Below are 26,621 nucleotides of genomic sequence, written 5' to 3' on the forward strand. Positions count from 1 at the left end.
TGCTCACAAAGGGATGTTTCCGTGCTTCTTGGCCGGGAGGGTCTGCCGTTTGGTCCGCAGCGCGCGCAGCGCCCTGGACACTTGCAGGCGGGTCTCCGACGGCGCGATGACCTGGTCGACGTAGCCACGTTCCGCGGCGAGGTACGGGTTCGAATGCCGTTTGCGGTACGCCTCGGTGAGCCGCCGTTGTTCGACGGACCGCTGTTCCGGAGGCAGCGCGGCCAGTTCACGCCGGTGCAGGACCCGCACCGCGCCCTCGGCGCCCATCACCGCGATCTCCGCGGTGGGCCAGGCCAGGTTGACGTCCGCGCCGAGATGCTTCGAGCCCATCACCGCGTAGCCGCCGCCGTATGCCTTGCGGATCACCACGGTCACCTTCGGCACAGTCGCTTCCGCGTAGGCGTAGATCAGTTTCGCGCCGCGGCGGATGATGCCGTGCCGTTCCTGGTCCGCGCCGGGCAGATAGCCGGGGACGTCGGCGAGGGTCAGGATCGGGATGTTGAAAGCGTCGCAGAACCGCACGAACCGCGCGGCCTTCTCCGAGGCGTCGATGTCGATCACGCCCGCCTGATGTCGCGGCTGGTTGGCGACGACGCCGACCGTGCGGCCCTGCACCCGGCCGAACGCGCAGATCATGTTGGGCGCGAAGGCACTGTGCACCTCGGTGTACTCGCCGTCGTCGACGAGGCGCAGGATCACCTCGGCCATGTCGTAGGCCTGGTTCAGCGAATCGGGAATCAGCCTGTCGAGCTCGAGATCGGCGGCGGTGAGGTCGGGAGCGGTCTCGTCGGCGTAGTCCGGGACGGGGTCGAGGTTGTTGGACGGCAAATAGCCGAGCAAGGTCTGCACCCAGTCGATCGCGTCCTGCTCGCCGACCGCCCGGTGGTGAGCGTTCCCGGAGATCTCGCTGTTCACCGCGGCCCCGCCGAGCTGCTGGGCGGTGACCCGCTCGCCGCTGACGGCGTGCACGACGTCCGGCCCGGTGACGAACATGTGCGCGGTCTCGTCGACCATCACCGTGAAGTCGGTGATCGCCGGCGAGTAGACCGCGCCACCGGCGCAGGGGCCCATGATCAGCGAGATCTGCGGGATGACGCCGGAGGCCAGCGCGTTGCGCCTGCCGAGTTCGGCGTAGTAGGCCAGTGAGACGACGCCTTCCTGAATCCGGGCGCCGCCGGAATCGTTGATCCCGACCACCGGGCAGCCCAGCGTCATCGCCAGGTCCATCACCTTGAGGACCTTCTCGCCGAAGACCTCGCCCATGCTGCCGCCGAACACGGTGAAGTCCTGCGAGAACACACAGATCTGCCTGCCGTCGACGGTGCCGTGCCCGGTCACCACGCCGTCGCCGTAGGGCCGGTTGGCGTCCATCCCGAATTCGGTGCACCGGTGCCGGGCGAACTGGTCGAGTTCGACGAAGGAACCCGGGTCCAGCAACAGGTCGATGCGTTCGCGCGCGGTCAGCTTGCCCTTGGCGTGCTGCCGGTCGACGGCTCGCTTCTCGGCGATCCGGACGGCCTCTTCCTGGCGGGCGGCGAGATCGGCGATCCGGAACGCCGTCGTCGGAGCGAACGGGACGTCGGTCATGGCCGCGCCGCCCTCGGTGCCGCGAGCCGGGCCGCGAGCGCCGCGGCGACCACCTCGACGTGCGGCGGGTCGATCATCGACAGGTGGTCGCCCGGGACCCGCACGACCTCGAGGTCGGCGCAGAAAGCGTCCCAGCCGAGGGTGTCGTCGGTGCGCAGGTAGCGCGGGTCGAGGGTGGTGGTCAGCGGATGCGGCTCCTGCGCGCGCATCAGCAGCACCGGCCCGGCGTACGGTTCCGGGTCGTAGCGTTCGGCCACCCGTGCGTCCACATAGGACTCGTACTGGTGCCGCAGCACTCCCTGCCCCATCCCGGGCACCCGCGTGGCCAGCCTGTTGATCACCAGCCGGATCTGGTCGTCGTCGCCGAGCTGGACGAGCTCTTCGCGCGGGATGTCCAACGGGACGCCGTAGGTTTTCTCGACGTGCTCGGCGAACCGGTCGAATCGCTCCAGCAGGATCTCGTGCGCCGGTTTCCCCGGCGCGGGCAGCGGCAGGATGCTGTCGATCATGAACACGACGTCGACCCGCTCCCCCGCCGCGGTCAGCCGCCGGGCCGTCTCGTAGGCCAGGCAACCGCCGAACGACCAGCCGCCCAGCCGGTACGGGCCCCGTGGCTGGATTTCGCGGATCAACTCGAGATAGCACTCCGCCTTGCCCTCGATGGTGTCCTCGTCGTCGATCCGTTCGAGGCCGTAGACGGGCCTGCCCTCCGGCAGCAGCCGGACGAGCCCGTCGTAGACGCTGGTCGGTCCCCCGGCCGGATGGAACAGGAACACCGGATCGGTACCGCCTTCGCGCAGCGGACGGACCGGGCAGCCTCCGCGTCCCTCGATCCGGTCACGCAGCAGGTCCGCCATCGCGGCGATGGTGGGCGTGGCGAAAAGCCGGTCGGGGACGGCTCCGAGCTGCCCGGCGAACACCGCGCGCAGCCGCTCGGCGGCGTCGGTGTCGCCACCCGCGTCGAAGAAGTCTTCGTGGACACCGGGTTCCGCGCCGCCCAGCTCGGCCTGCCAGTGCCGGGCGACCCAGCGTTCGGCCGGATCACGGGGCCCGATCGCCACGTTCGGGGCGGCGGACCGCGGAGCCGCCCCGAACCCGGCCTCTTCGGCGAGATGGTCGGCGAGTTCGGCGAGGCTGGCGCCGCGCAACAGCAGCGGAATCGGCAGCGGCAGGCCGAAATCGCGTTCCACGACGCCCCTCGCGCGCATGGCGGTGAGGGAATCCAAACCGAGCCGGGTGAGCGAGACGTGCCTGTCGATCTCGTCCGCGGCGAGGCCGAGCATTCCGGCGACGAGCCCGGCCAGGTAGTCGGCGAGCATCTCGCGGGCGGCTTCCGGCAGGACCGCCCGCAACGCGTCCAATCCGTCCCAAGTGGACGGTCCGGCGGCCGGTTCCTCGCCGGGTACCAGGATTTCGAAGAACGGCCGTCCGGCCAGCCGCGGGAACAAGGCCAGTACGGTTCCAGCGTCCACGCGGGCGATCCCGGTCACCCCGCGATCACGCGCCAGCACGGCGTCCATCGCCGCCAGCGCCTCCTCCGTACCGAGCGGTTCGAGCACCGGGTTGCGGCTGCCGACGGCCGCTCCCGCCTCACCCCAGGCTCCCCAGCCGATGGTCGCCGCCGGGAGCCCGGCGGCCCGTCTCCACTCGACGAGCGCGTCGACCCAGGCGTTCGCGGTGGCGTAGGCGGCCTGACCCGGCGACCCGAACAGCGCGGCCGCCGACGAGTACGCCAGCCACCAGTCGAGTTCGTGTCCGGCGGTCGCCTCGTGCAACCGCCACGCTCCCAGCGCTTTCGCCCGCCAGACCGCTTCGACGGCCTCGGTCCCGAGGGTGATGGCGGCGCCGTCGGACAGCACGCCGGCCGCGTGCAGCACACCGCGCAGGGGCAGACCGCCTTCCGTGGCCGCCTCGACCAGCGCCTCGGCCGTCCCCGGTTCGGCGATGTCGCCCGCGACGACGCGGATGTCGGCGCCCAGGTCACGCAGGTCCGCCAGCATCGGTTCGACGTCGGCGCTCGCGCCGCGGCGTCCGGAGAGGACCAGCCTGCTCGCGCCGTGTTTTGCCAGCCACTCCGCCGCGACCAGGCCGAGGCCTCCCAGACCGCCGGTGATCACGTAGGCACCGTCACGCACCACGGTTTCGCGACCGGGTTCGCCGAGTTCCGGGCGGGCCAGCTGCCGCGTGTAGCGGACGCCTTCGCGCCAGGAGATCTCGTCGTCCGGCGCGTCCGCGCGGATCTCCGCCACCAGCCTGCCGATCCACAGCCGGGCGGGATCGGGCTCGGCGTCGAAGTCGACCTGGCTCGCGCGCAGCTCGGGATGTTCGAAGGCGAGGACCCGGACGAGGCCGCGCAGGCATGCCTGGCCGGGGTCACCGCGCTCGCCGGGTTCGACGGCCGACGCGCCCGCGCCGACCAGCCACAAACGCGGGGCGGACGCCACTTCGGCCAGTTCGGCGAGGACACCGGAGAGCGTGGCGACCGCACGCGCGGCGCTCATCGGATCAGGGCCGTCCGTGGTGGGGACGCACGCGAGGACGCCCGTCACCTCGTGGGATCGCAGGAGTCCCGCCAGCGCGGCGCGGTCTCCGAGCGGGGCTGTCACCAGCTCGTCCCCGAACTCGGCGAGCTTGTCGCGCAGCGCCGTCAGCCAGGGAACGTCGTCGTGCAGGACGAGCCAGCTGCGCGTGCCCGGTTCCGCCGCCAGCAGCTCGGCCTGTCTCCAGACCGTCTCGAACAGCAGGTCCGCCATCGGTACCGGCAGCGCCGAACGCTGGAACCGGCGGCAATAGACCTCGCGGAACTCGACCAGCACGACGTCGTCGGCGTCGACCAGCTGGACGCTGCCGACCAGGCCGTCACCGGCCGGATCGAGCGAGTCGAGGACGGCGTCGACGCGGACACCGCGGCGTGGGTCACCGGCGAGGACGACCTCGCCCAAGGTCAGCGGCAGGAAGACGCCGTCGGCTTCGCGCAGCGTGTCCCCTCCGGCCGCGGCCAGCGCGTGCAGGCAGGCGTCGGCGATCACCGGGTGCAGGACGTAGGCCGGGTGGTCGGCGGGCATGGCGATCGACGCCGAAGCCCGGCCTGGCGCCGCCAGAACCCCGCGCAGCCCTCGGAAGGCGGGACCGTAGCTCTGCCCCATCCCGGCGAGCACCTGGTAGAGGTCGACAGGACGGGCATCGTCCGCGACAGCCCCGAACGGCACCACCGCGGTCTCCCCGTCACGGACGCGGGCGGTGGCGTGCCGGATCCAGCCGCCGTGCGCGGATCGGGCATAGATGTCCACTTCGGACTGTCCGGAGCCGGTGCCGAGGCTGGTCGTCACCTCGGTGTGCGCGGCGAGCGGGAGCACCCGGTGCAGTTCGAGGCCGCCGACGCGAAGCTGCCCGCCGGGCCTCAGGACCGCCTTGGCCGCCGCGAGCGCCAGCTCCAGGAAACCGGCGGCGGGGAACAACGGGACCCCCATCGCCGCGTGGTCGGCCAGCCACGGCAGCGCCGCGGTCCCGAGGTCGGCGTGCCACAGGTGCCCGCCGCCGGTCGGCTGTTCGATGTGGACGCCCAGCAACGGATGCGCGCCACCGGATCCGGACCGGGAGGCCGGGCGCCGGGGCCAGAACCGCTGGTGACGCCAGCGCGGGCCGGGCAGCGCCACCGGTACCGGACGGGGGCCGCGGGCGTCGAGCACGCCGGGCAGTCCGAGTGTGTGGAGGCGGGCGAGCGTGGTCAGGAACGCCTTCCGCTCGTCGACTTTGCGGCTCGCCGAAGGCAGTGCCAGCGCCCCGGTGCTCTGCTCGATCGCGGCCAGTGCCACCGGATGCGGCGAGATCTCGACGAACACGCCGTAGCCGTCGGCGGTCGCGGCCGCGAGTGCCTGGCTGAACCGCACCGGACGGCGCAGGTTCGCCGTCCAGTACTCGACGTCGAACACCGGTGTCCGCTGCGGATCGTCGAGAACGCTGCTGTAGCAAGGGATTTCAGCAGGCCGTGGCGAGAGCCCGCCGAGATCGGCACGGAACCGGCCGAGGACGGCGTCGACGGCTTCCGAATGGCCCGCGCCCCCGACCGGCAGCCGCTTCGCCAGCCTGCCGAGGCTCTCGACGTGCGAGACCAGCGCCTCGACCTGCTCCGCGCCGCCGCTGACGGTGCACTGGACCGGCGAGGCGTAGACCGCGACGGTGATCCCGGGGAACTCCGCTTCCAGGTCGGCCAGTTCGGCCGGGGACAGCTCGACCACGGCCATCGCCCCGTCGCCGGTCGCGTCGACCTCCGCGAGCAACCGGGCCCGCGTGGTCATCACGCGCAGGCCGTCGGCGACGTCCAGGGCACCCGCGACGACGGCGGCCGCGACCTCGCCCATCGAATGCCCGAGCACCGCGGCCGGGGTGACGCCGTGCGCACGCCAGAGTCCGGCCAGGGCGAGTTGCATGCCGAACAACGCGAGTTGTGTCGCGCAGAGATCCGGGAGGTCGCGCTCGCCGGAGAGCACCTCGCGCAGGGAGAACCCGGCCTCGACCTGGAAGACGGGATCGAGTGCCTCCACCTCCGCGCGGAAAGCGGGTTCGGTGCTCAGCAGGCGGCGGCCCATCCCCGGCCACTGGGAGCCGTAGCCGGAGAAGACGAACACGACGCCGGGCACGGGCCCGGTCTCCACGGCGGTCATGTCCCGCAGCGCGGCGGCGACCTGGCCGCGTTCCCCGGCGACCACCGCGCCGCGCACCGGCAGATGGTCCCGGCTCCGTGCCAGCGTCGCGGCGACCGTGTCCAGCGGCACCGCGACGTTGGCCGGGTCCTCGAGCCAGTCCGCCAGGTCGGCGGCCCGGGCACGGAGCGTTTCGGGCGACCCTGCCGACAGCGCGAACACCCTCGGGCCTGCGGTTTCGGTCCCGCGGGCGGCGAACGACGCGGCCGGCCACTCTTCGAGGACGACATGCGCGTTGGTGCCGCCGAAGCCGAAAGCGGAGATCCCGGCGCGCGCGACACCGGAGTATCGCGGCCAGTCCGTGCCGGTGCCGACCACTCGCAGGCCGAGACCGGCGAAGTCGATGTGCGGGCTGGGTTCGCGATGGTGCGGGGTCGGCGGCAGCCGCCGGTGGACCATGGCGAGGACGACCTTGATCAGCCCGGCGATCCCCGCCGCGCCTTCGAGATGCCCCAGGTTGCCCTTCACCGAACCGATCAGGAGCGGGCGGCCGGGTTCGCGGCCGGCTCCGAGCACCTCGCCGAGCGCGACGGCTTCGATCGGATCCCCCAGCTCGGTGCCGGTCCCGTGCGCCTCCACATAGTCCACAGAGGACGGTTCGACGCCCGCCGCGGCGTAGGCGTCCCGCAACAACGCGGCCTGCGCGCCGGGGCTGGGCGCGACGAGACCATTGGACCGGCCGTCGGAGTTCACCGCGCTGCCGCGGATCACCGCGAGCACCCGGTCCCCCGCGCGGCGCGCGGCCTTCAGCGGTTTGAGCACGACGACGCCGCAGCCCTCGCCGCGGGCGATGCCGTCGGCGGCGGCGTCGAACGGTTTGCAATGACCGTCGGGCGCGAGGACCCCGGCGCGCTGGAAAGTCGCGGTGACGGCGGGTGAGAGCAACAGGTTCACCCCGGCGGCGAGCGCAGTCCCGCATTCGCCGCGACGCAGGCTCTGCACCGCCTGATGCACCGCCACCAGCGAAGACGAGCAGGCGGTGTCGAGCGTGAGACTGGGCCCGCGCAGGTCGAACAGGTACGAAAGCCGGTTGGCGGCGATGCTCGTCGCGGCTCCGGTGGCGGACCAGACGTCGACGGCGGTGGCGTCGGCCATCGTCAGGTGGCCGTACTCACCGGCCGAGAGCCCGACGAACACCCCGGTCCGGGTCCCGCGCAGGCTCGACGGCGGGATCCCGGCGTGTTCCAGCGCCGCCCAGGCGACCTCTAGCAGCATCCGCTGCTGGGGGTCCATCGCTTCGGCCTCACCCGGCGTGATGCCGAAGAACCCGGCGTCGAAACCGGCGATGTCGTCGAGGAATCCCCCTCGGCCGGGCACCCAGTCGAAGTCGTCGCCGAACGCCTCCCACCGGTCTTCGGGGACGTCGCGGATGCCGTCGCGCCCGGCGTCGAGGAAGTGCCAGTACCGCTCCGGGGATCCGGCCCCGCCGGGCAGACGGCAGCCGACCCCGACGATGGCGATCGGCTCCTCTTCCCGGCCTTCCGCGGTCGTCACGGCATCACCGTCCGCTGTGGACAGACGCTCGGCGAGAGCGGCGATCGTCGGGTACTGCCACACCAGGGTCGGCGCCAGCGGACGGCCGAGGTACCGGCCCAGATCCGCGGCCAGCTCCATCGACTCCCGTGAGGAAAGCCCGCTTTCGTGCAGCGGCCGGTCCGGGTCGACCTGGTGCGCGGCCAGGCCGGTCCGCTCCGCCACCCGCGCGACGAGCCAGGCGCGGATCTCCGCGGTCACCCGAGCCGCCGTGCGGTGAGCGCACCGTCCAGATAGGACTTCCGGCACAACGCCCGGCTGATCTTGCCGCTGGAGGTGCGCGGGACTTCGCCCGGGGAGAGGAAGACGACGTCGTGCGGACGCAGCCCGTGCGCGGCCGCGACCGCCCTCCGGATCTCCCCTGCCGCCACCGCGACGTCGGCGTCGATCGCCTTGGCCCGTTCCACCACCACGACCGCCGCCTCGCCGTCTCCGTGCTCGATCGCGAAGACCGCGGCGGAATGCGGCCGGACCGCGGGATGCGTCTCGACGGTCTGTTCGAGGTCCTGCGGGTAGTGGTTGCGGCCGTCGACGATGACGAGGTCCTTCAACCTGCCGGTCATGAACAGCTCACCGCCGTGGCGCACGCCGAGATCCCCGGTCGCCAGCCAGCCCGCGCCGGACTCGGGATCGATCGGCGGCAGGCCGAAGACGACGGCGGACTCGCCGGGCCGTCCCCAGTAGCCCGCGCCGATGTTCGGGCCGTTGACCTGGATCTCCCCCACCCTGCCCGGTTCGACGAGCGCGCCGGTGACCGGATCGGCGATGCGGACCCGCTGGCCCGCCGGGAATCCGCAGGAGACGAGCGTGGTGGACGCCGCGCCGGGGGCGGCGGGGATCGCGATCCCGGCGGCGAGCCGCTCGCGGTCGAAGGTGACCTGCCGCGGTGCCTTGCCCGCCTCGGTGACGGCGACGAGCACGGTGGCCTCGGCCAGCCCGTAGGAGGAACGGTGCACTTCGGGACGCAGCCCGCAGTCCTCGAAGGCGTCGTGGAATTTCGCGATGGTCGCGGGCAGCACCGGCTCGCTTCCGTTGATCAGCGAGACGACCCGGCTCAGTTCGAGGTAGCTCTTCTCGTCCTCGGTCACGCGGGAAGCGCTGTAGGCGTAGGCGAAGTTGGGCGCCGCGCTGATCGCGCCGGGGCTGGCGGTGAGCGCGCGCAGCCACCGTGACGGGCGTTCGAGGAACGCGAGCGGATCCATCAGCACCGAAGCGGCGCCCGCGGCCATCGGCGCGCCGATGCCGAGGATCAGGCCCATGTCGTGGAAGAGCGGCAGCCAGCTGACGGTGGACGTCGTCCCGGTTTCGATCGCGTAGGCGTCGCAGGCCTGGCGGGCGTTCGTGAGCGCGTTGCGGTGGGTCAGCATCACGCCCGCCGGGGTGCGCGTCGAACCGGACGTGTACTGCAGGTACGCCAGTCCGTCCGGTTCCGGTCGCGGCCAGGAACGTTCACCGGCCGCGACCGGAGATGGGGTGTCGACGGCGAGCACCGCGGGGCGCTCGATGTCCGTCGAGGAGAGGAAACCGGAGACGTCGTCGATGCCGTCGGCGGTCGTGAGCACGATCCGGGGCGCGCAGTCGGCGAGCACGGCGGCCAGCCTGCCCGCGTGCCCCGGGAGGTCCGGGGCGAACAACGGGACCGCGACCAGCCCGGCCCGGATCGCGCCGAGGAACGCGACGACGTAGTCCGCGGACTGCCGCGCCAGGATCGCCGCCCGCTCACCCGGGGCGGCGAAGACGGCCAGCCGGGTGGCGAGGACGTCCACCCGGTCGTCGAGTTCGCGCCACGAGAGACTGATCGCGCGGCCGTCCGCGCCGGCACGGTGGTCGAGATAGGTCACGGCGATCTCGTCGCCGAGCCGCCGCGCCCAGTACTCCAGCAGGGTCGCGAACGACTCCCCGCCGGGAGCGTGGTCCCGCCCGTGGGCGGCGACGACCGTTTCCGAAATGGTTTCCATAGCCCCTCGTTTGACGACGTGAGCAGGAGCAGGTGAATTCTGAACGGCACCGTTGCCGAAAGCGGATTCCATTCCGGAGACCGTTCTTGAACTGCCCGGAACTGTATGGATCACCCGGGAAGGGTGTCAATGAAAGGAGCGGGAAACGCCGACGGCGCCGCGGCCATGCTCACCGGGAAGAGAGAAACGTGGCACCCCGCTTGTCACTTCGGGACGGACTTTGGCCGGCCCGGTCGTTCAGCAGCCGGAGCGCGAGCAGCGCGCCGAGGAGTTCCAGCCCCGCCGCGGTCAGCAGGCCCGCCGTGTAGCCACTCGCCAGCGCGGACGCCGTGCCGTCGCCGAGATTCGCCGTGCGCACCACCGCCAAAACCGTCCCGATCAGCGCGACACCCAGTGCGCTCGACAGTTCCCGGGACGCGGTGAGCAGGCCGGAGGCGGTGCCCGCGTGCCGCTCGGCCACGATTTCCAGGGCGTACGAGGTCAGCGGCGTCGTCAGGGCCGATCCGGCTCCGATCAGCACCAGCCCGGGGATCCTCGGCGGCACTTCCGGCAGATGGTTGACCGCGGCGAGGACCAGCAGTCCGGCGGCCACCGTGGCCAGCCCCGCCGCGACAGTCCGATGTGGACCGAATCGCGGTACCGCCCAGGGCACCAGCGGTGTCGCCGCGACGACCGCGACCGCCACCACGACCAGCGGCAATCCGGCGAGCACCGGCCCGAGTCCGAGGGATTCCTGGTGCAGCAACGGCGTGAAGAAGAAGACGCCCGAAACCCCCAAACCCCACAGCAGTTGCACGGTGAGCGCGCCGACGAAGACCCGCTGACCGGTCAGTTCCGCCGGTACCAGGCGCTCGCGCGCGCGTCTTTCCCTGAGCACGAACCAGATCGCGAAGCCCGTTCCCGCCGCGCCGAGCACCGCGGGCAGCAGCGCACCACCCTCGCCCAGTTCCACCACGGCGGCGGTGACCAGGACCATCCCGGTCGTCACCACCAGCATCGAGAGCACGGCAGGTTTGCCTGTCGCCGGATCGCGACCGGCGGCGGCGACCCGGCGCAGCAGGAACAGCATCGCCGCCACGAAAGGGAGATTGACGAAGAAGATCCAGCCCCAGCCCAGGTATTCGCTCAGCACGCCGCCGAGTGTCGGGCCGAGCGCCAGCGCGGCCGCGAGACAGGCCGTCCACACCGTCGCTCCGACAGCCCGTCTTCGCGCGTCGAGATTGGTGCGCAGCAGGCTGAGCAGGGCAGGTACGAGGAACGCGGCGGCGGCGCCCTGCAGTACCCGGGCGGAGATCACGAGCCACGCCGTCGTGGCCAGCCCGCCCGCGATCGCGCCGGCGCCGAACGCGAGCAGCCCGGCCCTCAGGGTCGCGGCCTGTCCCCAGCGGTCCACCAGGGTGCCCGCCACCGGCAGCAATCCGGCGAACGGGAGCATGTAGCCGATACTCACCCATTGCAGGGCGGGCAGATCCAGGCCGAGGTCACGGGCGATCGAAGGCGCGCCCGCCGCGACGATCGTGTTGTCGAGGGTGGTGACGAACGCCCCGAGCGCGATCATGACCAGCGTCGGAATCATTTCTCACCTCGTGAGTGGTAATGACGGTTAGAACCGTCTTTACCACTCACGAAACGCGACCCCTGTCCCAAGTGACAATTTCCGCCGTCCTTCTTGGTACCGGCGACATAAACCCCCTACGGCGGTTGCCAACTTCCTCACCCGTGTGAGTACATGTCGTGCGCGTACGTCGTCGTGCGGCAAGGAGTAGCCATGACCCGAACGGCCACGAATCCCGGACGGGATCTCGTCCCGCGGCCCCGAGGAGCGGGGCAGGCACAACTGCTCTGGTGCTCACTGCCCGCCGAGGTGGCCCGGCGTTTCCGGCCGCACGCCGATCCGCTCGCGCGGCGGATCCTGGAAGAGATCCAAGAGGCCGTCCCCGAGTACGGGAAACCACTGGACGGTGAGTTCGGCAAGATCATCGTGCGGGCGATCGAGCAGGCGGTGGTCAGCTGCATCGACAGCATCGGAGGGCTCGGTTCGCCCCCGGACGACTGGGTGCGGCTGTTCGTCGAAGTCGGCAAGCGCGTGCATCGCGACGGCGGAAGCCTGAACACGCTGCAGGCCGCTTATCGCGCCGGAGGTCGCGCCGCGCTTCGCTACGTGGCGAAGTTCGGCCAGGCACATCGTCTTCCCCCGGCCGTCCTCTGTATCGGCGCGGAGGCGATTTTCGCTTACGTGGACGAGATCTCGTCCCATTCGGTGGAGGGCTACACCCTCGCGCAGGCGACCGCGACAGGCACACTCGAACGGCGGCGGAGACGGCTGCTCGAACTGCTCCTCGCCACTCCTCCGTCCTCCCCCTCGACCATCGCGACGATGGCGAAGGCCGCGCAGTGGGAGATGCCGGAATGGATCTGCGTCGTCGCGCTCGACCCGCGCGCCGAACAACACCAGATCCCCGCTCCGCGCGTCCCCGACGACGTCCTGCTCGATCTGGAGGGCAACGAACCCTGTTTGCTCACCCCGAATCCGGGTCGCGATCTGCGCGGCCTCGACGGCAGGCTGCCGGGCTGGCGTGCCGCCGTCGGCCCGCGGGTCCACCCCGCCGACGCCGCGAACTCACTGCGCTGGGCCAGAAGCACCCTCGACCTGGTGAGCCAAGGTGTGCTCGAAGACCGGCCGGTGACCCGCACTTCGGACCACCTCGCCACCCATTGGCTCCTGCTCGACCGCTTCCTGCTCGACGAGGTGTCGAACAAGGTGCTCGCGCCGTTCTCCGGTTTGACGGTGAAACAGCAGATCCGGCTCGCGGAGACGTTGCTGGCCTGGCTGGAGCACAACGGGAGCACGCCGGACATCGCGCAGGCGCTCGGCATCCACCCGCAGACGGTGCGCTACCGGGTCAGCCAGCTGAGCGACCTGTTCGGCGACCGCCTCGCGGATCCCGCGCAGCGCCTGGAGATCCAGATGACCCTGCGGGCACACCAGCTCTTGGGCACGCGCCCACCGGAAGAGTCCACTTCGGACGATCAGAGCCAGCGCTGACGCGACGCCTGCGCGCCGAGCTGGAACCGGGTCTGCGCGCCCAGTAGTTGCTGCAGCCGGCTGATCCGCCGGAGCACCGTGCGTTCGCTGATGCCGAGCTCGCGGGCGATCGCCTCGTCGGTCATGCCCCCGCTCAGCAAGGCGAGCAGACGGCGGGTGGCGAGCGTCGGTTCCTGTGCCGCCTCCGCGTCGTCCGGACCGCCCGCCCGGACCGGTACGGCCATCCGCCAGAAGGATTCGAACAGTTCGATCAACGCGCTCAGCAGCATCGACGGGTGGATCAGCAGCGCCAGCACGTCACCGGCGTCGGAGTTCGGGACGGCGATCAGCGCGCGGTTGCTGTCGGCGATGACCAGCTTCAGGGGCAGTCTGGGGAAGACCCTCGCCTGCTCCCCCAGGGCGATACTCGACTGCACCTGGGCGAAGCCGTCGTCGTCTTGGAGCACGGACGAGTCGTAGACGACGCGGTAGCCGATGCCGCGCGCCATCGATCCCGGCTGCACCGTGCTCACCTCGGGTTTCGGGCTCATGTACGACCCGGGGTCCAGCGCGACGATGTCCACGCCCGACTGCGTCTGCATGGCCTCGAAGGTGGCGATCACCTCGTCCCGGCTGCGGAGCACCTCGACGAAGTCCGCGTCCCTGCCCGTCCTCAACGAGTACGCGGCACCGAGTACCTCGGCCGCTTCCCGTGCGCGGATGGCCGCGGCCTCGTGCTGTGCGGCGAACGCCGACAGCGCCGCCCTCGGCGGGCACACCTCGACCCCGGCCGCACCGGCTCGAACCAGGCCGAACCGCTCGAGCTCGGCCAGCTCGGCGCCGGGCGTGATCGGGCGCCCGTCCAGCATGGCCCGATACAGCTGCTCGGCCTCCATCGACAGGCCCCGCGACTCGGCGAGCATGACGCTTCTCCTCCCCCACCCCAGGACTCAACCGCTTGACATCGATGTCAAGCCTCGCGGAACCACTGTTTCCGCTCACTGTTCTTGAGGGGGAAAGCGCCGGGTTCGTGCGCCTGAACCGGTAACGAAAGGATCACAGATCCACGCCGAAGAGACTCCCGCGAACCAGTACGGCTCGCGGGAGCCTCGTTCAGCGCCTTCGGGGACTAGCTGTTGGCGGGCATCCCCTTCTCGTCGGCCTCCGGTGTGGCGGTGCCTTCGAGCAGTTCACGGACGATCTCGTTCGCCTTGCGCACCTGGGGCGTGATCATCTTGATCTTGATCTTCCCGTCGTGCCCGAGGTTGCCGCCGACCTCGACCGTCTTGTCCTCACCCGGCAGGGGCAGGCCCTGGCAGCCGGTGAACTTCTTCTTCGGCGTGAGGCCGGTCTGGAAGTAGGCGACGATCGGGTCGTCGACGCAGTCGGTGTTGTACGGGAAGATCCCGTGGCTGCCTTCGTTGTCGACGCTGATCATCTTGGCGCCCGGCAGGCCGTTCGCGGTGGCGAGCGCACCCTCGTACGGCGTGGCCGCGTCCAGTTCGGTCTGCGCGATCAGCAGCTTCGGGAACGTCTTCGCGTCCGGGGCAGGCTTGGCGTTGGTGGTCTGCCAGAACGCGCAGAGCGGGGCGCCCGACTGAGCCATGATCGGCGCGATGAAGGGCGCGTTCACGGTCAGGTCGGCCTGCCAGAAATTCCAGTAGTGCAGGTTCTGGTTCCACTGGCCGTCCTGGCAGCGGATCGCCTCGAACGCGGCGTCCCAGGTCTCGACTTCGGCGCCGCCCTGGTAGGAGGCCTTGCGCTCGACCGAGTCCTTCTTCGCGATGGCCTCCAGCGCGTTGCCCTTGGCCTTGTTCAGGAACGCCTTGTTCGCGTCGGTCAGGCCGGGCGTGGTCAGCGCCTCGGCGACGACCCGCTCGAGCTTCTCCGCGTCGGTTCCGGTGGTCGCGGGCTTCTTGGCCAGCGCGGCGACCATCGAAGCGGCCGACGGGTACTGCGTGGTGTCGTACATCGCCGGGATGATGAACCAGGCGGCGTAGAGCATGCCCGCGAACTCCCGGGTGCCACCGGCCTTCTCCCAGTTTCGGCGGATCTCGAGCGGGTCGGTGCCCGTCTTGTACTTGGCGTCGTTGCGCGCCATGTACGGCAGCAGGGCCTCCTGGAACTGGCGGTCACGGCTGCGCGGCTGCAGGTCCCAGGTCTTCTCGAGCGTCGAGCGGCTCGCGTCGGTCGACGAGTCGAGCAGGAACCGGTGCGCCTTGCTCGGGAACGTGGTGGCGTACCAGGTGCCGAGCCACGTGCCGTACGAGTAACCGATGTAGCTGGTCTTCTTCTCGTTGAGCAGCACACGGATGAAGTCCATGTCGTACGCGGTCTGCTCGGTGGTGATGAACTTCGTCAGCGGGTTCTTCAGGCAGCCGTCGACCTTCGCCCGGCTGATCACGTTCTGATCCGTACTGTCCGGGACGGTGTAGGTACAGGTCAGCGGGGTGCTCTGACCGACGCCGCGCGGGTCGAAGCCGACGAAGTCGTACTGCGAGGCCAGCACCGGGCTGCGCATCGCCATCGCGGCACCCCACGGCAGGCCCTCGCCGCCGGGTCCACCCGGGTTGACCAGCGCGATGCCCTGGCGGCCCGTGCCGGGGTACGCGGTCGCGGTCTTCGAGACACGGACGCCGATGGTGTTGCCGTCCTGCGGGTTGTGCCAGTCACGCGGCACCTGGACGGTGGCGCAGGCCAGCCCCTTGACCTTCTTCAGCGCGGCTTCCGTCGCCGGGGCGACCGAGGGGAACGAGCACTCGCCCCAGGCCACGGCCTGCTTGGTCAGCGCGCCCGCGAGCGCCGCGGTGTCCGGGTCGGCGGGAGCCGCACCCGCCGCGGGAGCCAGCACCAGGCCCGAAGCCAGGAAGGCGCCGGCGATCACCGCCACCGTGCCTCTCCGCGTCTTTCTCGTACTACTGATCACCATGATCCCTTTCCACAGGAGCCCCCGACGTCCGTACGTGAAGTAAAGACCGGTGATCAGCTTTCCTACACGGCCCGGAGATGGCGGATACCCGACATGGCAGGATCTCGACACCTCCGGTTCACCCGGGATTGGACCAGCCGTGTCGCCAATATCCGGCGAAGGAGATGTCCGCTTTAGCCGCGCCGCGCTCGGACACCAGGTGGCGGCGCACCGCTGTCGCGAGGCGGGACTCCCCCGCGACCCACGTGTAGAACCGGCCGGGCGGCAGCGACGCCTGCTGGACCGCCTCGAGCGCGAGACTTCCCGGACGCCGTCCCGGATCGTCCCGGCCGAGCCAATGGATCCGGACGCCGTCGGTGCTCTCGTACCGGCGGATGTCGGCGGCGGTGGGCACTTCCAGGAAGACTTCCGCGGCAAGGGATTCCGGGGCGTCGTCGAGAATCGCCAACGCGGCGGGAAGAGCACTCTCGTCGGCGACGATCAGCTGCCTGCCGACGTCGTCCGGCGGCCGGTAGGTCGTGCCCATGTCGAAGATGCCGGCCGGATCCCCTGGCCTCACCCGCCGTACCCAGTCGCTCATCGGCGAACTGCCGTGGAGGGCGAACTCGATGTCGACCTCGTCGTCGGCGGGCCTCGCCCGGCGGATGGTGAGGGTGCGCACCCAGGGCCGGACCGACTTGGGCAGCAGCAACAGCTGCGGCATCCAGGCCTCGTTCGAGAAGGTGGGCATCCGCAGGCGGTGCTGACCTTCGCGAGGGAAGAACAGCCGCACCGTCTGATCCGCGCCGGTCACGACGAGGTCCTTCAAGGCCGGGCCGCCGAGGGTGACCGACGCGAAGTTCGGGCTCAGGCTGACGCGCTTCTTCACTTCGAGCGTGATCATCTTGCGCGAGGTCGGGGCCTGGAGGCGCGGGATCACTTCGTGCCCCAGATGTTTTCGCAGGTCATGACACTATTATGAGCATTTCCTCAGTTCTTGGGTACTCGCTTTCACCGGCGCGCGGGAGGTGTCCGGACCAGGGCTTGCGCGGCTGGCGGGGGCGGGTTGCTCACGTTTGCCGGGCGACCGGGGTGGCGGTGAGGCGTGGGTCGGGACCGTGGTCCGTAGACAGCAGCGCGGCGCCGGAGGGCACTGGGTCGGGGTGGTCGTGAGTGGCGATTCGGGTTGGAGCGGGCCGGTGTTTGCCTACCTACGCGTGCCCAGGGCGAAGGTGTGGTGCGGTAGTCGAGGGGGTCGCTCCGGTCTCGGAGTTCGACGACACCGGAATCTCATCGCGGCAGGTTCGAGTGTGGAGCTCACGCGTGTGCCGGGCGTTGACGATGAAGGAATTGAGACGTTGAACGTCCCAATTCCTTCATCGTCGAGGGGTCGCTCTGGTCTTGGTACTTGATCAACGGAGGATCGGGGACACTCAACGTCCCCGATCCTCCGTCGATCAAGACCGTGCCACCCCCGCAACCTCGCGGACGGCAGCCGAGTGGGGAGGATTTGGGACGTTGAACGTCTCAAATCCTCCCCACTCGCCCACATCGGCATCCAGAACAAGGTTTACAAGCTCACCGAGATGACATCAGGATCCAGTGGGTAGGCAATGCAGGTCCACCAGAACCCGAATCGCCACTCACGACCACCTGGACCCACGCCTCACCGGACGCACAGCGCGGCCTACGGAGACTCGTCCGATTCCGGATGCAGGCCCGGCCCGTGATCGGGGCCCTCCAGCCGCGCGATCGGAGTCGGACTGAGCGACGCTTCGTCCTCCCCCTCCTCCAGGAGGGTCGCCGCGGCGCCGACCACCTTCAGATCCGGCTCGCCGACGGTGTCCTTGTCCTTGTCGGCGTAGTCGACGCGCGCGAGCACGCTGCGCATCGCCTCGACGCGCGCGCGTTTCTTGTCGTTGCTCTTGACCACCGTCCACGGCGCGATCTCCGTGTCGGTGGAACGGAACATCGCGACCTTCGCCTCGGTGTAGGCGTCCCAGTGGTCCAGCGATTCGACGTCGTTGGCACTCAGCTTCCACTGGCGCACCGGGTCGACCTGCCGGATCAGGAACCGGGTGCGCTGCTCGGATTTCGACACCGAGAACCACAGTTTCACCAGGATGATCCCGTCGTCGACGAGCATCCGCTCGAAGGTCGGCGCCTGCCGCATGAACCGTTCGTACTGGTCGTCCGCGCAGTACCCCATCACCCGTTCGACGCCGGCGCGGTTGTACCAGGACCGGTCGAACAGCACGATCTCGCCCTCGGTGGGCAGATGGTTCGCGTACCGCTGGAAATACCACTCACCCTGTTCGCGCTCGGAGGGTTTGCTCAGCGCCACCACCCTCGCGCCGCGCGGGTTGAGATGTTCGGTGAACCGCTTGATGGTGCCGCCCTTGCCCGCCGCGTCCCGTCCTTCGAACAGGATCACCATGCGGCCGCCGGTGGCCTTGATCCAGTACTGCAGCTTCAGCAGTTCGATCTGCAAAGACCGTTTCACCACGTCGTATTCCTCGCGCGACATCCGCGCCGGGTGCGGATAGTTCTCCCGCCACGTGTCGATCGGGGAACCGTCCGGGCGGCGCAGCACCGGGTCGTCGGCGTCCTCGTAATCGACGACGAGGTGTTGGTCCCTCAGTTCCGGGAAGTGCGCGGCGAGATCAGGCGATGGGTCGAGCACATGCCGCTGATACCCGTGTCCGGCGGCGCGCAAACGTGGCGATCAACCGCCGAGGCTCTCGGCAAAGCGCCGCGCCGCTTCGAGATCGTCCGAGCCAGGGCGGTTCTTGCTGATCCCGCCGACGAGTTCGAACGGGAGCCAGGTGTCGAAACCCCGGCACGAAAAGGTGCCCACCACGTCGAACCCCTTCCGGCCGAGGAGCCGCGACAGACGCCCGGTGTAGCGCCGGAACCGCGGCTCCGGAAGACCGCTCGTGCTGAACACGAACGCCTTATGTCCCAGCTTCTCCGGCATCTCCCGCACGAACCGGCTCAGCCGCGGATGGAAGTCCATGCCGAAGATCCCCGAGCCGAAACCCACGAGGTCGCAAGAATCGAGGTCGGCGAGGTCGACCTCCTCGGGACTGACGACGCGGGCGCCGAGTACCTCCGCCATGACCTCGGCGACCCTCTCCGTATTGCCGTGGGACACCGAAACACACACGATGACGACCTTCATCCGATCCTCCACTTCGCGGTCCTTTCCTTGTGGACCGGACAGAGGCCGAGACCGTGACACCCAGTGCCGTGTCGTGCGTCACCTCACCCCGCGCGCAGGTGGTCGCGCAGAGCCCGCGCCACGCGGGCCATCAGCACCTCGGCCTCCGGCTGGATCGCCGCGGGCACCCGGGATTCGGTCAGCGCGGCGATCGCGTAGATGCCGCCGTCGGCGTGTTCGACCACCCCGACCTCGTGCCGCAGGTTCAGCAGCGTGCCCGTCTTCGACGACCATTTCGTGGCGTCGGAGACGAAGTCGGGACTCAGCCGTTGACGCAACAGGTTGAGCCCCATCAGTTCACGCACCCTCGACGCCACCTCGTCGTCCACTTTGGACGGTGTCCACAGCGCTTCGAGCAGGCCCGTGAACGCGCGGGCCGAGCCGGAACTCGCGCGCGTGACGTCGAGCTGCGGAACGGGATGTCCTTGCCCCGCGGTGCCCGCGTTGATCGCGAGGGCGTGCGCGAGGTGGACGTCCGTGGGGTCGAAGCGTTCCGCGGGCGTGTCGCTGAGGTCCGCGACCGAATGCCGCGCGGTGATCCCGGGAACTCCCCAGTCGCGCGTCATCCTGGTGACTTCGGCGGGCGACGTCAGCGCGAAGAGGGTGTCGGCCGCGGTTTCGTCGCTGATGGCCATGCTGAGGTAGAGCAGGTCATCGATCGCCACCCTGGCCGGATGCCGGAACCGGGTCAGCCCGGTCGGCCCGGGCGCGGTGGCGCGGCCCGGCTGGACGTCGATCGGCGCCGAACCGTCGAGTTCGCCCCGGCGGATCCGCTCCAGGGTCGCCGCGGCGAGTGGGATCTTCACCAGCGAGGCGCTCGGGAACTCCAGGTCGGGGTCGATGCCGATCTCGTACCCGGTCCGCAGGTCTCGTACCAGGAAAGAGCCCCGCAGCCCGCCGTCGTCCAGTTCGGCGCGCAACCGCGAAAGCAGCGTTTCCGCGTTCATGTCGTCTCCTCGGTTTCGTCCGCGCCGAGACACCGGGCGATGTCGGACCACAATCGTGCACGGAGCCGCTGCGCGTCCTCGCCGAGCCCCGCCGTGATCTCGAAACCGCGGGCGAGCCGGATCTCCCCGATGGGCTGCCAGGCCAGGCCGAGTTCGACGGCCTGGGCCGTCGAACACAGCAGCAGATCGTCCGAGCCGTACACGGCCGCCGCGGCAGCGGTGAGCGAATCGGCGACGGCGACCTGCGCCGGCCGCAACCCCACCGAGTCGCGAATCCGGAACAAGCGGTCGCGGAGATGCGGGACGTCGTCCTCCGGCTGGATCCAGACCCGCCGGGGCGTCCGGCCGGACCGGCCGACACGCAGTGTTTCCAGGTGGAACGAACCCGTTCGCGGCCTGCCTCCACCGGCGACACCGAGAGGGACGCGCCACACGCCCTCTTCGGCGGGAACGGCGGTGAGAGCCGCGCGGACCTCTTGGGTGCGCACGAGTTCGGCCCGTTCCCGCGGCGGGGCCTGCCGGAATTCCAGGAAGACGTCCAGCGCCCGCGCCGCCGCGTCGAGTTCCGCGAGTTCGCGGGTGGGGCAGGTTTCCGGCATCGCGAGCCGCAGCGGGCGCAGTTTGGCGCGTTGCGCGTCGTGCTCCATGGCGTCGGCCAAAGTCACCAGCCGTTTCGCCGACGGCAGCATGTCCCTGCCGAACGGGGTGAGCCGGGCGCGCCGGGTGGAGCGGTCGAACAGCCGCTCGCCGAAATGCCGTTCCAGCGCGGCGATCCGACGGCTCGCCACCGGTTGGGGGATGCGGGCGATCGCGGCTCCCGCGGTGAAGGTCCCGGCCTCACTCACGCTCACGAACGCCCGGCAGCTGCCGATCAAGTCCACGACCACATACTATGCGGCTTTCGCATGGAACAGGTCATTCATGTCTTGGACAGCATGAACGGTGATGGCCAGACTGCGGACATCGAACGATCTTGAAAGGAATCACCGTGTCCGTCACTTCTCGCCGGTGGACAGGCCGAGCCGCGCTCCTGGTGCTCTCGGTCGTGTCACTCGCCGCGTGTTCCACTCCCGCTCCCGCGCAGCCGCCTGCCGCCCCCGCCGCCACCCCGGTCGCCGCGGACGGGCGAGCCGACTTCGAGCAGCTGGAACGCGCCTTCACCGCCAGGCTCGGGGTGTACGCGGTGGACACGGCGACCGGCCGCGAGGTCGCCTTCCGCTCCGAGGAGCGGTTCGCCTACGCCTCGACGCACAAGGTGTTCACCGCGGGCGGTGTCCTGCAGCGGACGCCACTCGCCGATCTGGACCGGACGGTCACCTACAGCCAAAAGGACCTGGTTTCCAACTCGCCGGTGACCGAGAAGCACGTCGCGACCGGTATGCCGCTGCGCGCCGTCATCGACGCCACCCTTCGCTACAGCGACAACACCGGTGGCAACCTGCTCTTCCGCGAACTCGGCGGCCCCGAGGGCCTCAACGCGGTGCTGCGCGGGATCGGCGACACCACGAGCCACGCCGACCGGATCGAACCCTTGCTCAACGACACCGCTCCGGGTGATCTCCGGGACACGAGCACTCCTCGCGCCCTCGCCGTGAGCTTGCGCGCCTTCGCCCTCGGCGACGCGCTTCCCGAGGACAAACGCAAGGTTCTCGTCGACATCATGCGCGCCAACACCACCGGCGACACGAACATCCGCGCCGGGGTCCCCGGCTGGCCGGTCGCCGACAAGACCGGCACGGCGGGCTACGGAACACGCAACGACATCGGTGTCGTGTGGCCGCCGGACCGGGCCCCGATCGTCATCTCGGTCCTGACCGACCGGGCCACCGCGGACGCCAAGATCGACAACAAGCTCCTCGCGGAGGCCACGGCGGCGGCGGTCAAGGCGCTTTCCTGACGCACCGGCCGGGGCGGACAGAATTCCTGTCCGCCCCGGCCGGCTTCACCGGATCAGCGGCGGCAAGGGTTGCCCGCCGGATGCGCGGCGGTGCCGTGCACGTCGGCCTGGGATTCCGCGAGCACGATCTTCGTGAGCACGGTTTCCAGCGCGACGGCCTGCTGCTTCACGACGCCGTTCGCCACGGTCTGGCCGTTGAGCTTCAACGAACCGATGACCAGAGGGATGGTCAACGGGGCCGAGCCCACCGTGATCGCCTGACCGTTGATCTTCAGCGAGGCGACGTTCGAACTGCCCGCCAGGACCGGGGCGAGACCGCCCGGCGCCGGCTGACAGGTCGCCGTGGCCTGCGACTGGATCACGCCGAGTTCGACGGTCAGCCCGAGCGTGCTGATCACCGTCTTGTCGATCTTGGCCGACGCCAGCGCGCGATCGCCCACGGCCGGGGCCACCGACTGGTTGTCCGGCGTGAGATCGGTCGACGCGGTCAGCACCTGGGTGTCCACCTTGATCAGACCCGCGTTGAGCGTCGCGGCCGCGACGGTGCGGGAGTCGTCGGCACAAGGCAGGTTCGCCGGGTTCGCCTGGGCCACGATCACGCCGAGCACGTTCGCCGCCGTTCCCGTGCAGGAGAAGACGCCGTCACGATCGTCGTCGAGGATCGTGCCCACACCGATCGGATCGACGAGGCCCGCACCCGACGGGGCCGAAAGGTTCACCGTGAACGTCTCGTTCGGCTCGTCGACGGTGTCCGGGACGACCTGGACGGTCACCGGTTTGGTCGTCTCGCCGGGTGCGAAGGTCACCGTGCCACTCGCCGTCGAGTAGTCGGCGGGCGCGGTCGCGGTGCCGTTGGCCGTCGAGTACTGGACCGTCACCGGGTTCGGGCTCGGGCCACCGAGCAGCGAGACCGTGAAGGTCGCCGGGACCGGCGCTCCACCCGAGCCTTCGTTGACCGTCACGTCGTTGATGCTCAAGCCGAACACGCGCACGGTCGTGGTCTCGATGTACCCGCGCGAAATGCCGTCGACCTGGTAGTCGACCACACAGTGGTAGGTGCCGGGAGCGGCGCTCGCCGACGCCGCGATCGTCTCGGTGAACGTGGCGACGTCGCCGCTGGTCACCTTGACGCTGCTGGGGACGTTCGTGACGGTGAGCTCCGGATCGCAGCTGGTCACCGTCGGGGTCACCGTGACCTCGATGGACTTGATGCCGTCCAGGATGGCCTGGGAAACCTGGCCCGCGGGGACGTTGTTCAGCAGCACGCCACCCGTGGCCGAGGTGATGGCGCTGGCCTGCCCGGTGGCGTCGAGGCCGCCGACGTTGACGGCGACCACGCGGATCTTCGCCGCCTGCAGTGCCGCGATGGTCTGCGCCAGGGTGTGCCCGCCGCTCGGATCGTGCGACGGCGCGTCGCCGAACCACGCGATGATGCGGGTGCCGTCCGGCCGGAAGGTGACCGCGCCGGTGGCCAGCTGGAACAGGGCGTTCAGGTTTGCTTCCGGCGTGTCGCCGCCGCCCGACGCCGCCCACTGGTTGATGCCGGTTTGGACCGCAGCGGTGTTCCCGGTGATGCCCTGATTGACCTTGAACGGCACCGAGTCGGTGAAGTCCTTGTACTCGGCGACGCCGAATTGCGCGGTCGGCTGCGCGGCGAGCACGTCACCGGTGATGGCGTTGGCGTTCGCCCGCACGTTGCCGATCGGGCCGCCCATGCTGCCCGTGGTGTCCGCGAGCAGGACCAGGTCGGGGTTCGGCGGCACCGCCGAGGTCGTCACGTTCTTGGTCACGGTCGTGCTCTGCCCCGCGTTGAGGGTGAGATCGACCGTGGCCGGGTCCACCCCCGGTGGGGCCGCGGTGGCGACCGCGGTGGAGGCGAGCATCGCCGTCACGGCGGTCAAAACGACGAGCAGTGGTCTTCGCGTCATGGACTTCCCTTTCGAGAACCGGCGGCGGCCGGATTTCCTGTGGGTTGCCTGAGAAAGACGGAATACCCGGCTTTTCGTTAGCGCCTGACCCGGATGTCACCCGGAGCGCCGTATGTCAAGGCGCTCAACGAGTCATCGGCGTGAACGCGGGCTACGCAGACCATGTCCGCACTGCGCCGTCCTGTTGAAGGACTTTCGGCGCCTCTCACTCTTTGGTGTGAGAGGCGCCGGATACTTCTGCGTTTTCCGTGATCACCTCGCCGGACGAAAATCGCGTTCGTCCGGAGTTCACCGGCGAGTATTCACCGAATGTCGCAACGCCGTCCGCCCGCCGATATCTCAGCGAGACACGATTTCGACGCGGTCACTGTCCTTATCGGAGAGAAACGACGCCAGTTCCTGTCCCTGATCCGCGATCGCGGCGCGGTCGGCGCGGGCGAGCTCCCGCAACGGGGTGACGACCACAGTGCCGTCCACGACCGTCCACTTCGCGGCGACCCGGCCGTCGACCAGGACGACGCGTTCACCGGCGACCGACAGCCCGCGGTGGACGTCGTCGATGATCCGGCCGCGGTCGTGGTAGCCGAGGATCGCGTTGTCGAACGCGGGCAGGAACCGCACCGGGGCGGGGATATCGGCGCCGGGACGTGGCGCGCCGGGCAGATCCAGCAGCTCCCGGCCGCGCTCGTCGCGGAAGGACACCAGCTCTTCCCGCATCGCCGCCACGGCGGCGGGCAACCCGGCCACGCCGCACCAGGCACGCAGATCGGCCGAGGCGGCGGGACCGAACGCGGCCAGATAACGCCGGACCAACGCCTGGCCCACCGGATCGGAACCGTCCGAAAAGGCCTGGTCGACGTCGCGCCCCAACCAGGAGGACACCATGGCGTTGCGGACTCCCGCCTTCGTCCGCCACAGTCCGCGCGGCGGCAGCTGCACCATCGGGACGAGCGCGGCGACCAGTACCTCCCCCAGTGCCCGCGTCCCCGGCTCCGGCCAGCGTTCGGCCACCGCCCGCGCGAGTTCGCTCATCGACCGGGGCTCGCCGTCGGCCAGCACCACGCGGCCCGCTTCCGCGAGCTCGTCGAGGTCCACCCCGTCGAGCTCGCGGCGATAGACCCCGAGAACCCGCTGAAGGAGCATGGGATCGTGGCGAGCACGCCAGGCGAGGACGTCCTCCGCGGTCAGGAGGTGAACGGTGCGGCGCATGAGATGGGTCCGCACCACCCGCCGACCGGTCAGCAGGTCCGAGAGCGCCGCCGGGTCGAACGCGCGCAGCCGCGACCAGAGCCCGACGAACGGTTCCTGCGGCTCCTGCGCTTGCAGACCGCACAGGTGCGCGACGGCGTCGAGGACCGGCATGTCGGCGCGATCGAGCAGCAGCTGCCGGGCCAGCGTCGCCCGGTTGAGCGCCCGGGTGTCCAATACGGTCATCGGGTCACGAATTCCTCACCGTCGAAGGGGTTGCGACAAACTATCGCAGGAGAAGCGGTCAGTTCGTGTCCGCTTCTCCGGGCCATACGCGGTCAGCACGCCGACGCCCGCCGAAACCACCGCCAGCACCGCGAATCCCCAGGGCGGCAGCAGCGTCGCCCCGTCGGGGTGGGTGCTCACGACGAGCCACGTCGAGACGGCGGCCGCGACCGCGATACGCGGGACCGTCCACGCGGCCGCCGCCCCGAGCACCAACGGCCAGGCGAAGTACCAGGGAAAGACCACCGGCGCCAGCACTACCGTCGCCAGCAGCGCCAGCGCGGCTCCTCGGACCGCCGCCGCACCGCCCGCCCGTGAACGCCACCACAGCCACGTCACCAAAACGGTGAGGGCGACCCAGCCCGCGATCCGGCACGCCGCGACGGCGTCCACGGAGCCGGGCAGCACCGCCCTGCCGAGCTTGCCGAACGCGGTCGGGATCGACAGCCAGGGTTCCAGCCGCGAATTCCCGCTCAGCGCCCGGATCCAGCCGAGATCGACCCCGGCGACGACGGTGCACAACCCGAACGTGGCGACCACAATGGACACCGCAGCCGCGCACACGACGAAGAAACCGCGCGGCGAAACCGGTCCGCCTGATCGCCTTGCCGCCCATACCCACACCAGGAACGGCAACGCCACAGCCGCGGGAACCTTCACCGCCGCGGCCAGCGCGGCCGCCGCGAACCCGGCCACCGGCGCATGAGAAAGCACGAACGCCGTGCCTGCCGCGAGCAGTCCGGCCATCAGCAAGTCGTTGTGCCCGCCCGAAACCACGCAAAGCACCAGCAGCGGATTCGCCACCGTCAGCCACAGCGCATTTTCCGGCCGGGCACCGAGATGCCGGCACAGGACAGGCACCGCGAAACAGAGCAAGGCCAACCCTGCCGCCATCGCCAGCCGGGTCAGGAAAGCACCGAGGACCAGGTTCTCCCCGGTCACGGCGAGCACGCTCTTCACGATCAGGAGGTGCAGCGGCCCGTACGGCGACGAAATGTACGACCAATCGCCGGTGGCGTTGGCGGTGATCGGACCGGGCACCTCGGCGGGAACGTGCGTGTACGGATCGAGGCCGGCGTGTGCCACCGCACCCTGCGCGAGATAGGTGTACAGATCGGTGCTGAACAACGGCGGCGCGCACAACAGCGGGACGCACCACAGCCAGGCCGTCCGCACGACCTCACGAGCGCTCGTCCGGCCCGCGCGTGTCGAGTGTCCTAACCGGACCCATGTCACCAGCAGCACGACGAGACCGAGGTACAGCACGGCGGTGGCGAGAGTCCGGACGTGCCCGGACAGCACGGGACCGTGCCGCAAGGTCGCACCAGCCCCGAACGCACCGAGCGAGATCAGCACGGACCCGGCCGTCCCCACGCTCTTTCCGTCGAAGATCATGCGGCAGGTCTAGCCAGCCGGTGATCCCGGGCCGTTAAGATCGGCTT

16 protein-coding genes are annotated in these 26,621 nt (G+C 70.1%); 2 read left to right on the forward strand and 14 right to left on the reverse strand.

The genetic code is table 11. The features are described from left to right. Nucleotides 1–3: 3 nt before the first annotated feature. From ACLJRM_RS03980 to ACLJRM_RS03995, 4 genes are all read right to left on the reverse strand, one after another. Nucleotides 4–1,587, reverse strand: coding sequence for an acyl-CoA carboxylase subunit beta (locus ACLJRM_RS03980; protein ID WP_410662296.1), 1,584 nt, complete (start codon nucleotides 1,585–1,587; stop codon nucleotides 4–6). Next, a complete protein-coding gene (locus ACLJRM_RS03985) occupies nucleotides 1,584–8,024 on the reverse strand; it encodes an SDR family NAD(P)-dependent oxidoreductase (protein ID WP_410662297.1) in 6,441 nt (2,146 codons plus the stop codon). Before ACLJRM_RS03985 ends, ACLJRM_RS03980 begins: the two co-directional genes overlap by 4 nt. After that, nucleotides 8,021–9,781 (reverse strand): fatty acyl-AMP ligase, encoded by a 1,761-nt coding sequence (locus tag ACLJRM_RS03990; RefSeq protein ID WP_410662298.1) that lies wholly within the window; start codon nucleotides 9,779–9,781, stop codon nucleotides 8,021–8,023. Before ACLJRM_RS03990 ends, ACLJRM_RS03985 begins: the two co-directional genes overlap by 4 nt. 169 nt (nucleotides 9,782–9,950) lie before the next feature. Further along, nucleotides 9,951–11,357 carry an MFS transporter gene (locus tag ACLJRM_RS03995; protein ID WP_410662299.1) on the reverse strand — a complete coding sequence of 469 codons (1,407 nt, stop codon included), beginning with the start codon at nucleotides 11,355–11,357 and terminating at the stop codon, nucleotides 9,951–9,953. A gap of 192 nt (nucleotides 11,358–11,549) precedes the next feature. Between ACLJRM_RS03995 and ACLJRM_RS04000 the strand changes: the two genes are divergently transcribed. Next, complete coding sequence (locus ACLJRM_RS04000; protein WP_410662300.1) at nucleotides 11,550–12,827, forward strand: helix-turn-helix domain-containing protein; 1,278 nt, start codon at nucleotides 11,550–11,552, stop codon at nucleotides 12,825–12,827. Here the strand turns inward: ACLJRM_RS04000 and ACLJRM_RS04005 are convergent. From ACLJRM_RS04005 to ACLJRM_RS04035, 7 genes are all read right to left on the reverse strand, one after another. Continuing rightward, on the reverse strand, nucleotides 12,812–13,729 hold the full coding sequence (locus tag ACLJRM_RS04005) for a helix-turn-helix domain-containing protein (RefSeq protein WP_410662301.1): 918 nt from the start codon (nucleotides 13,727–13,729) through the stop codon (nucleotides 12,812–12,814). The two genes, ACLJRM_RS04000 and ACLJRM_RS04005, sit on opposite strands and share 16 nt — an antisense overlap. A 206-nt stretch (nucleotides 13,730–13,935) precedes the next feature. After that, nucleotides 13,936–15,696: an alpha/beta hydrolase gene (locus ACLJRM_RS04010; RefSeq protein ID WP_410662302.1), complete on the reverse strand. Its 1,761-nt coding sequence runs from the start codon at nucleotides 15,694–15,696 to the stop codon at nucleotides 13,936–13,938. A gap of 157 nt (nucleotides 15,697–15,853) precedes the next feature. After that, nucleotides 15,854–16,654, reverse strand: a complete 801-nt coding sequence (locus tag ACLJRM_RS04015) for a siderophore-interacting protein (RefSeq protein WP_410662303.1) — start codon at nucleotides 16,652–16,654, stop codon at nucleotides 15,854–15,856. Between the two features lie 747 nt (nucleotides 16,655–17,401). Beyond that, the gene (ppk2, locus tag ACLJRM_RS04020; protein WP_410662304.1) at nucleotides 17,402–18,397 is read right to left on the reverse strand and encodes a polyphosphate kinase 2; all 996 of its coding nucleotides are present in this window, start codon (nucleotides 18,395–18,397) and stop codon (nucleotides 17,402–17,404) included. Between the two features lie 42 nt (nucleotides 18,398–18,439). Continuing rightward, complete coding sequence (locus tag ACLJRM_RS04025; protein WP_410662305.1) at nucleotides 18,440–18,895, reverse strand: flavodoxin family protein; 456 nt, start codon at nucleotides 18,893–18,895, stop codon at nucleotides 18,440–18,442. An 83-nt stretch (nucleotides 18,896–18,978) separates the two neighbouring features. Further along, on the reverse strand, nucleotides 18,979–19,881 hold the full coding sequence (locus tag ACLJRM_RS04030) for a serine hydrolase (protein ID WP_101608408.1): 903 nt from the start codon (nucleotides 19,879–19,881) through the stop codon (nucleotides 18,979–18,981). Further along, a complete protein-coding gene (locus tag ACLJRM_RS04035; RefSeq protein ID WP_410662306.1) occupies nucleotides 19,878–20,768 on the reverse strand; it encodes a LysR family transcriptional regulator in 891 nt (296 codons plus the stop codon). Before ACLJRM_RS04035 ends, ACLJRM_RS04030 begins: the two co-directional genes overlap by 4 nt. A 95-nt stretch (nucleotides 20,769–20,863) precedes the next feature. On the opposite strand from ACLJRM_RS04035, the gene bla reads away from it, so the two are divergent. After that, nucleotides 20,864–21,778 carry a class A beta-lactamase gene (gene bla / locus ACLJRM_RS04040; RefSeq protein ID WP_410662438.1) on the forward strand — a complete coding sequence of 305 codons (915 nt, stop codon included), beginning with the start codon at nucleotides 20,864–20,866 and terminating at the stop codon, nucleotides 21,776–21,778. A gap of 53 nt (nucleotides 21,779–21,831) precedes the next feature. On the opposite strand, the gene ACLJRM_RS04045 is transcribed toward bla, so the two are convergent. From ACLJRM_RS04045 to mptB, 3 genes are all read right to left on the reverse strand, one after another. Next, nucleotides 21,832–23,706: a Calx-beta domain-containing protein gene (locus tag ACLJRM_RS04045; protein ID WP_410662307.1), complete on the reverse strand. Its 1,875-nt coding sequence runs from the start codon at nucleotides 23,704–23,706 to the stop codon at nucleotides 21,832–21,834. A gap of 339 nt (nucleotides 23,707–24,045) precedes the next feature. Next, nucleotides 24,046–25,140, reverse strand: coding sequence for a winged helix DNA-binding domain-containing protein (locus ACLJRM_RS04050; protein ID WP_410662308.1), 1,095 nt, complete (start codon nucleotides 25,138–25,140; stop codon nucleotides 24,046–24,048). 15 nt (nucleotides 25,141–25,155) lie between these two features. Continuing rightward, on the reverse strand, nucleotides 25,156–26,574 hold the full coding sequence (gene mptB / locus ACLJRM_RS04055; RefSeq protein WP_410662309.1) for a polyprenol phosphomannose-dependent alpha 1,6 mannosyltransferase MptB: 1,419 nt from the start codon (nucleotides 26,572–26,574) through the stop codon (nucleotides 25,156–25,158). Nucleotides 26,575–26,621: the final 47 nt, after the last annotated feature.

The sequence above is a fragment of the Amycolatopsis sp. lyj-84 genome, from assembly GCF_046549075.1.
Taxonomy (GTDB): Bacteria; Actinomycetota; Actinomycetes; order Mycobacteriales; family Pseudonocardiaceae; genus Amycolatopsis.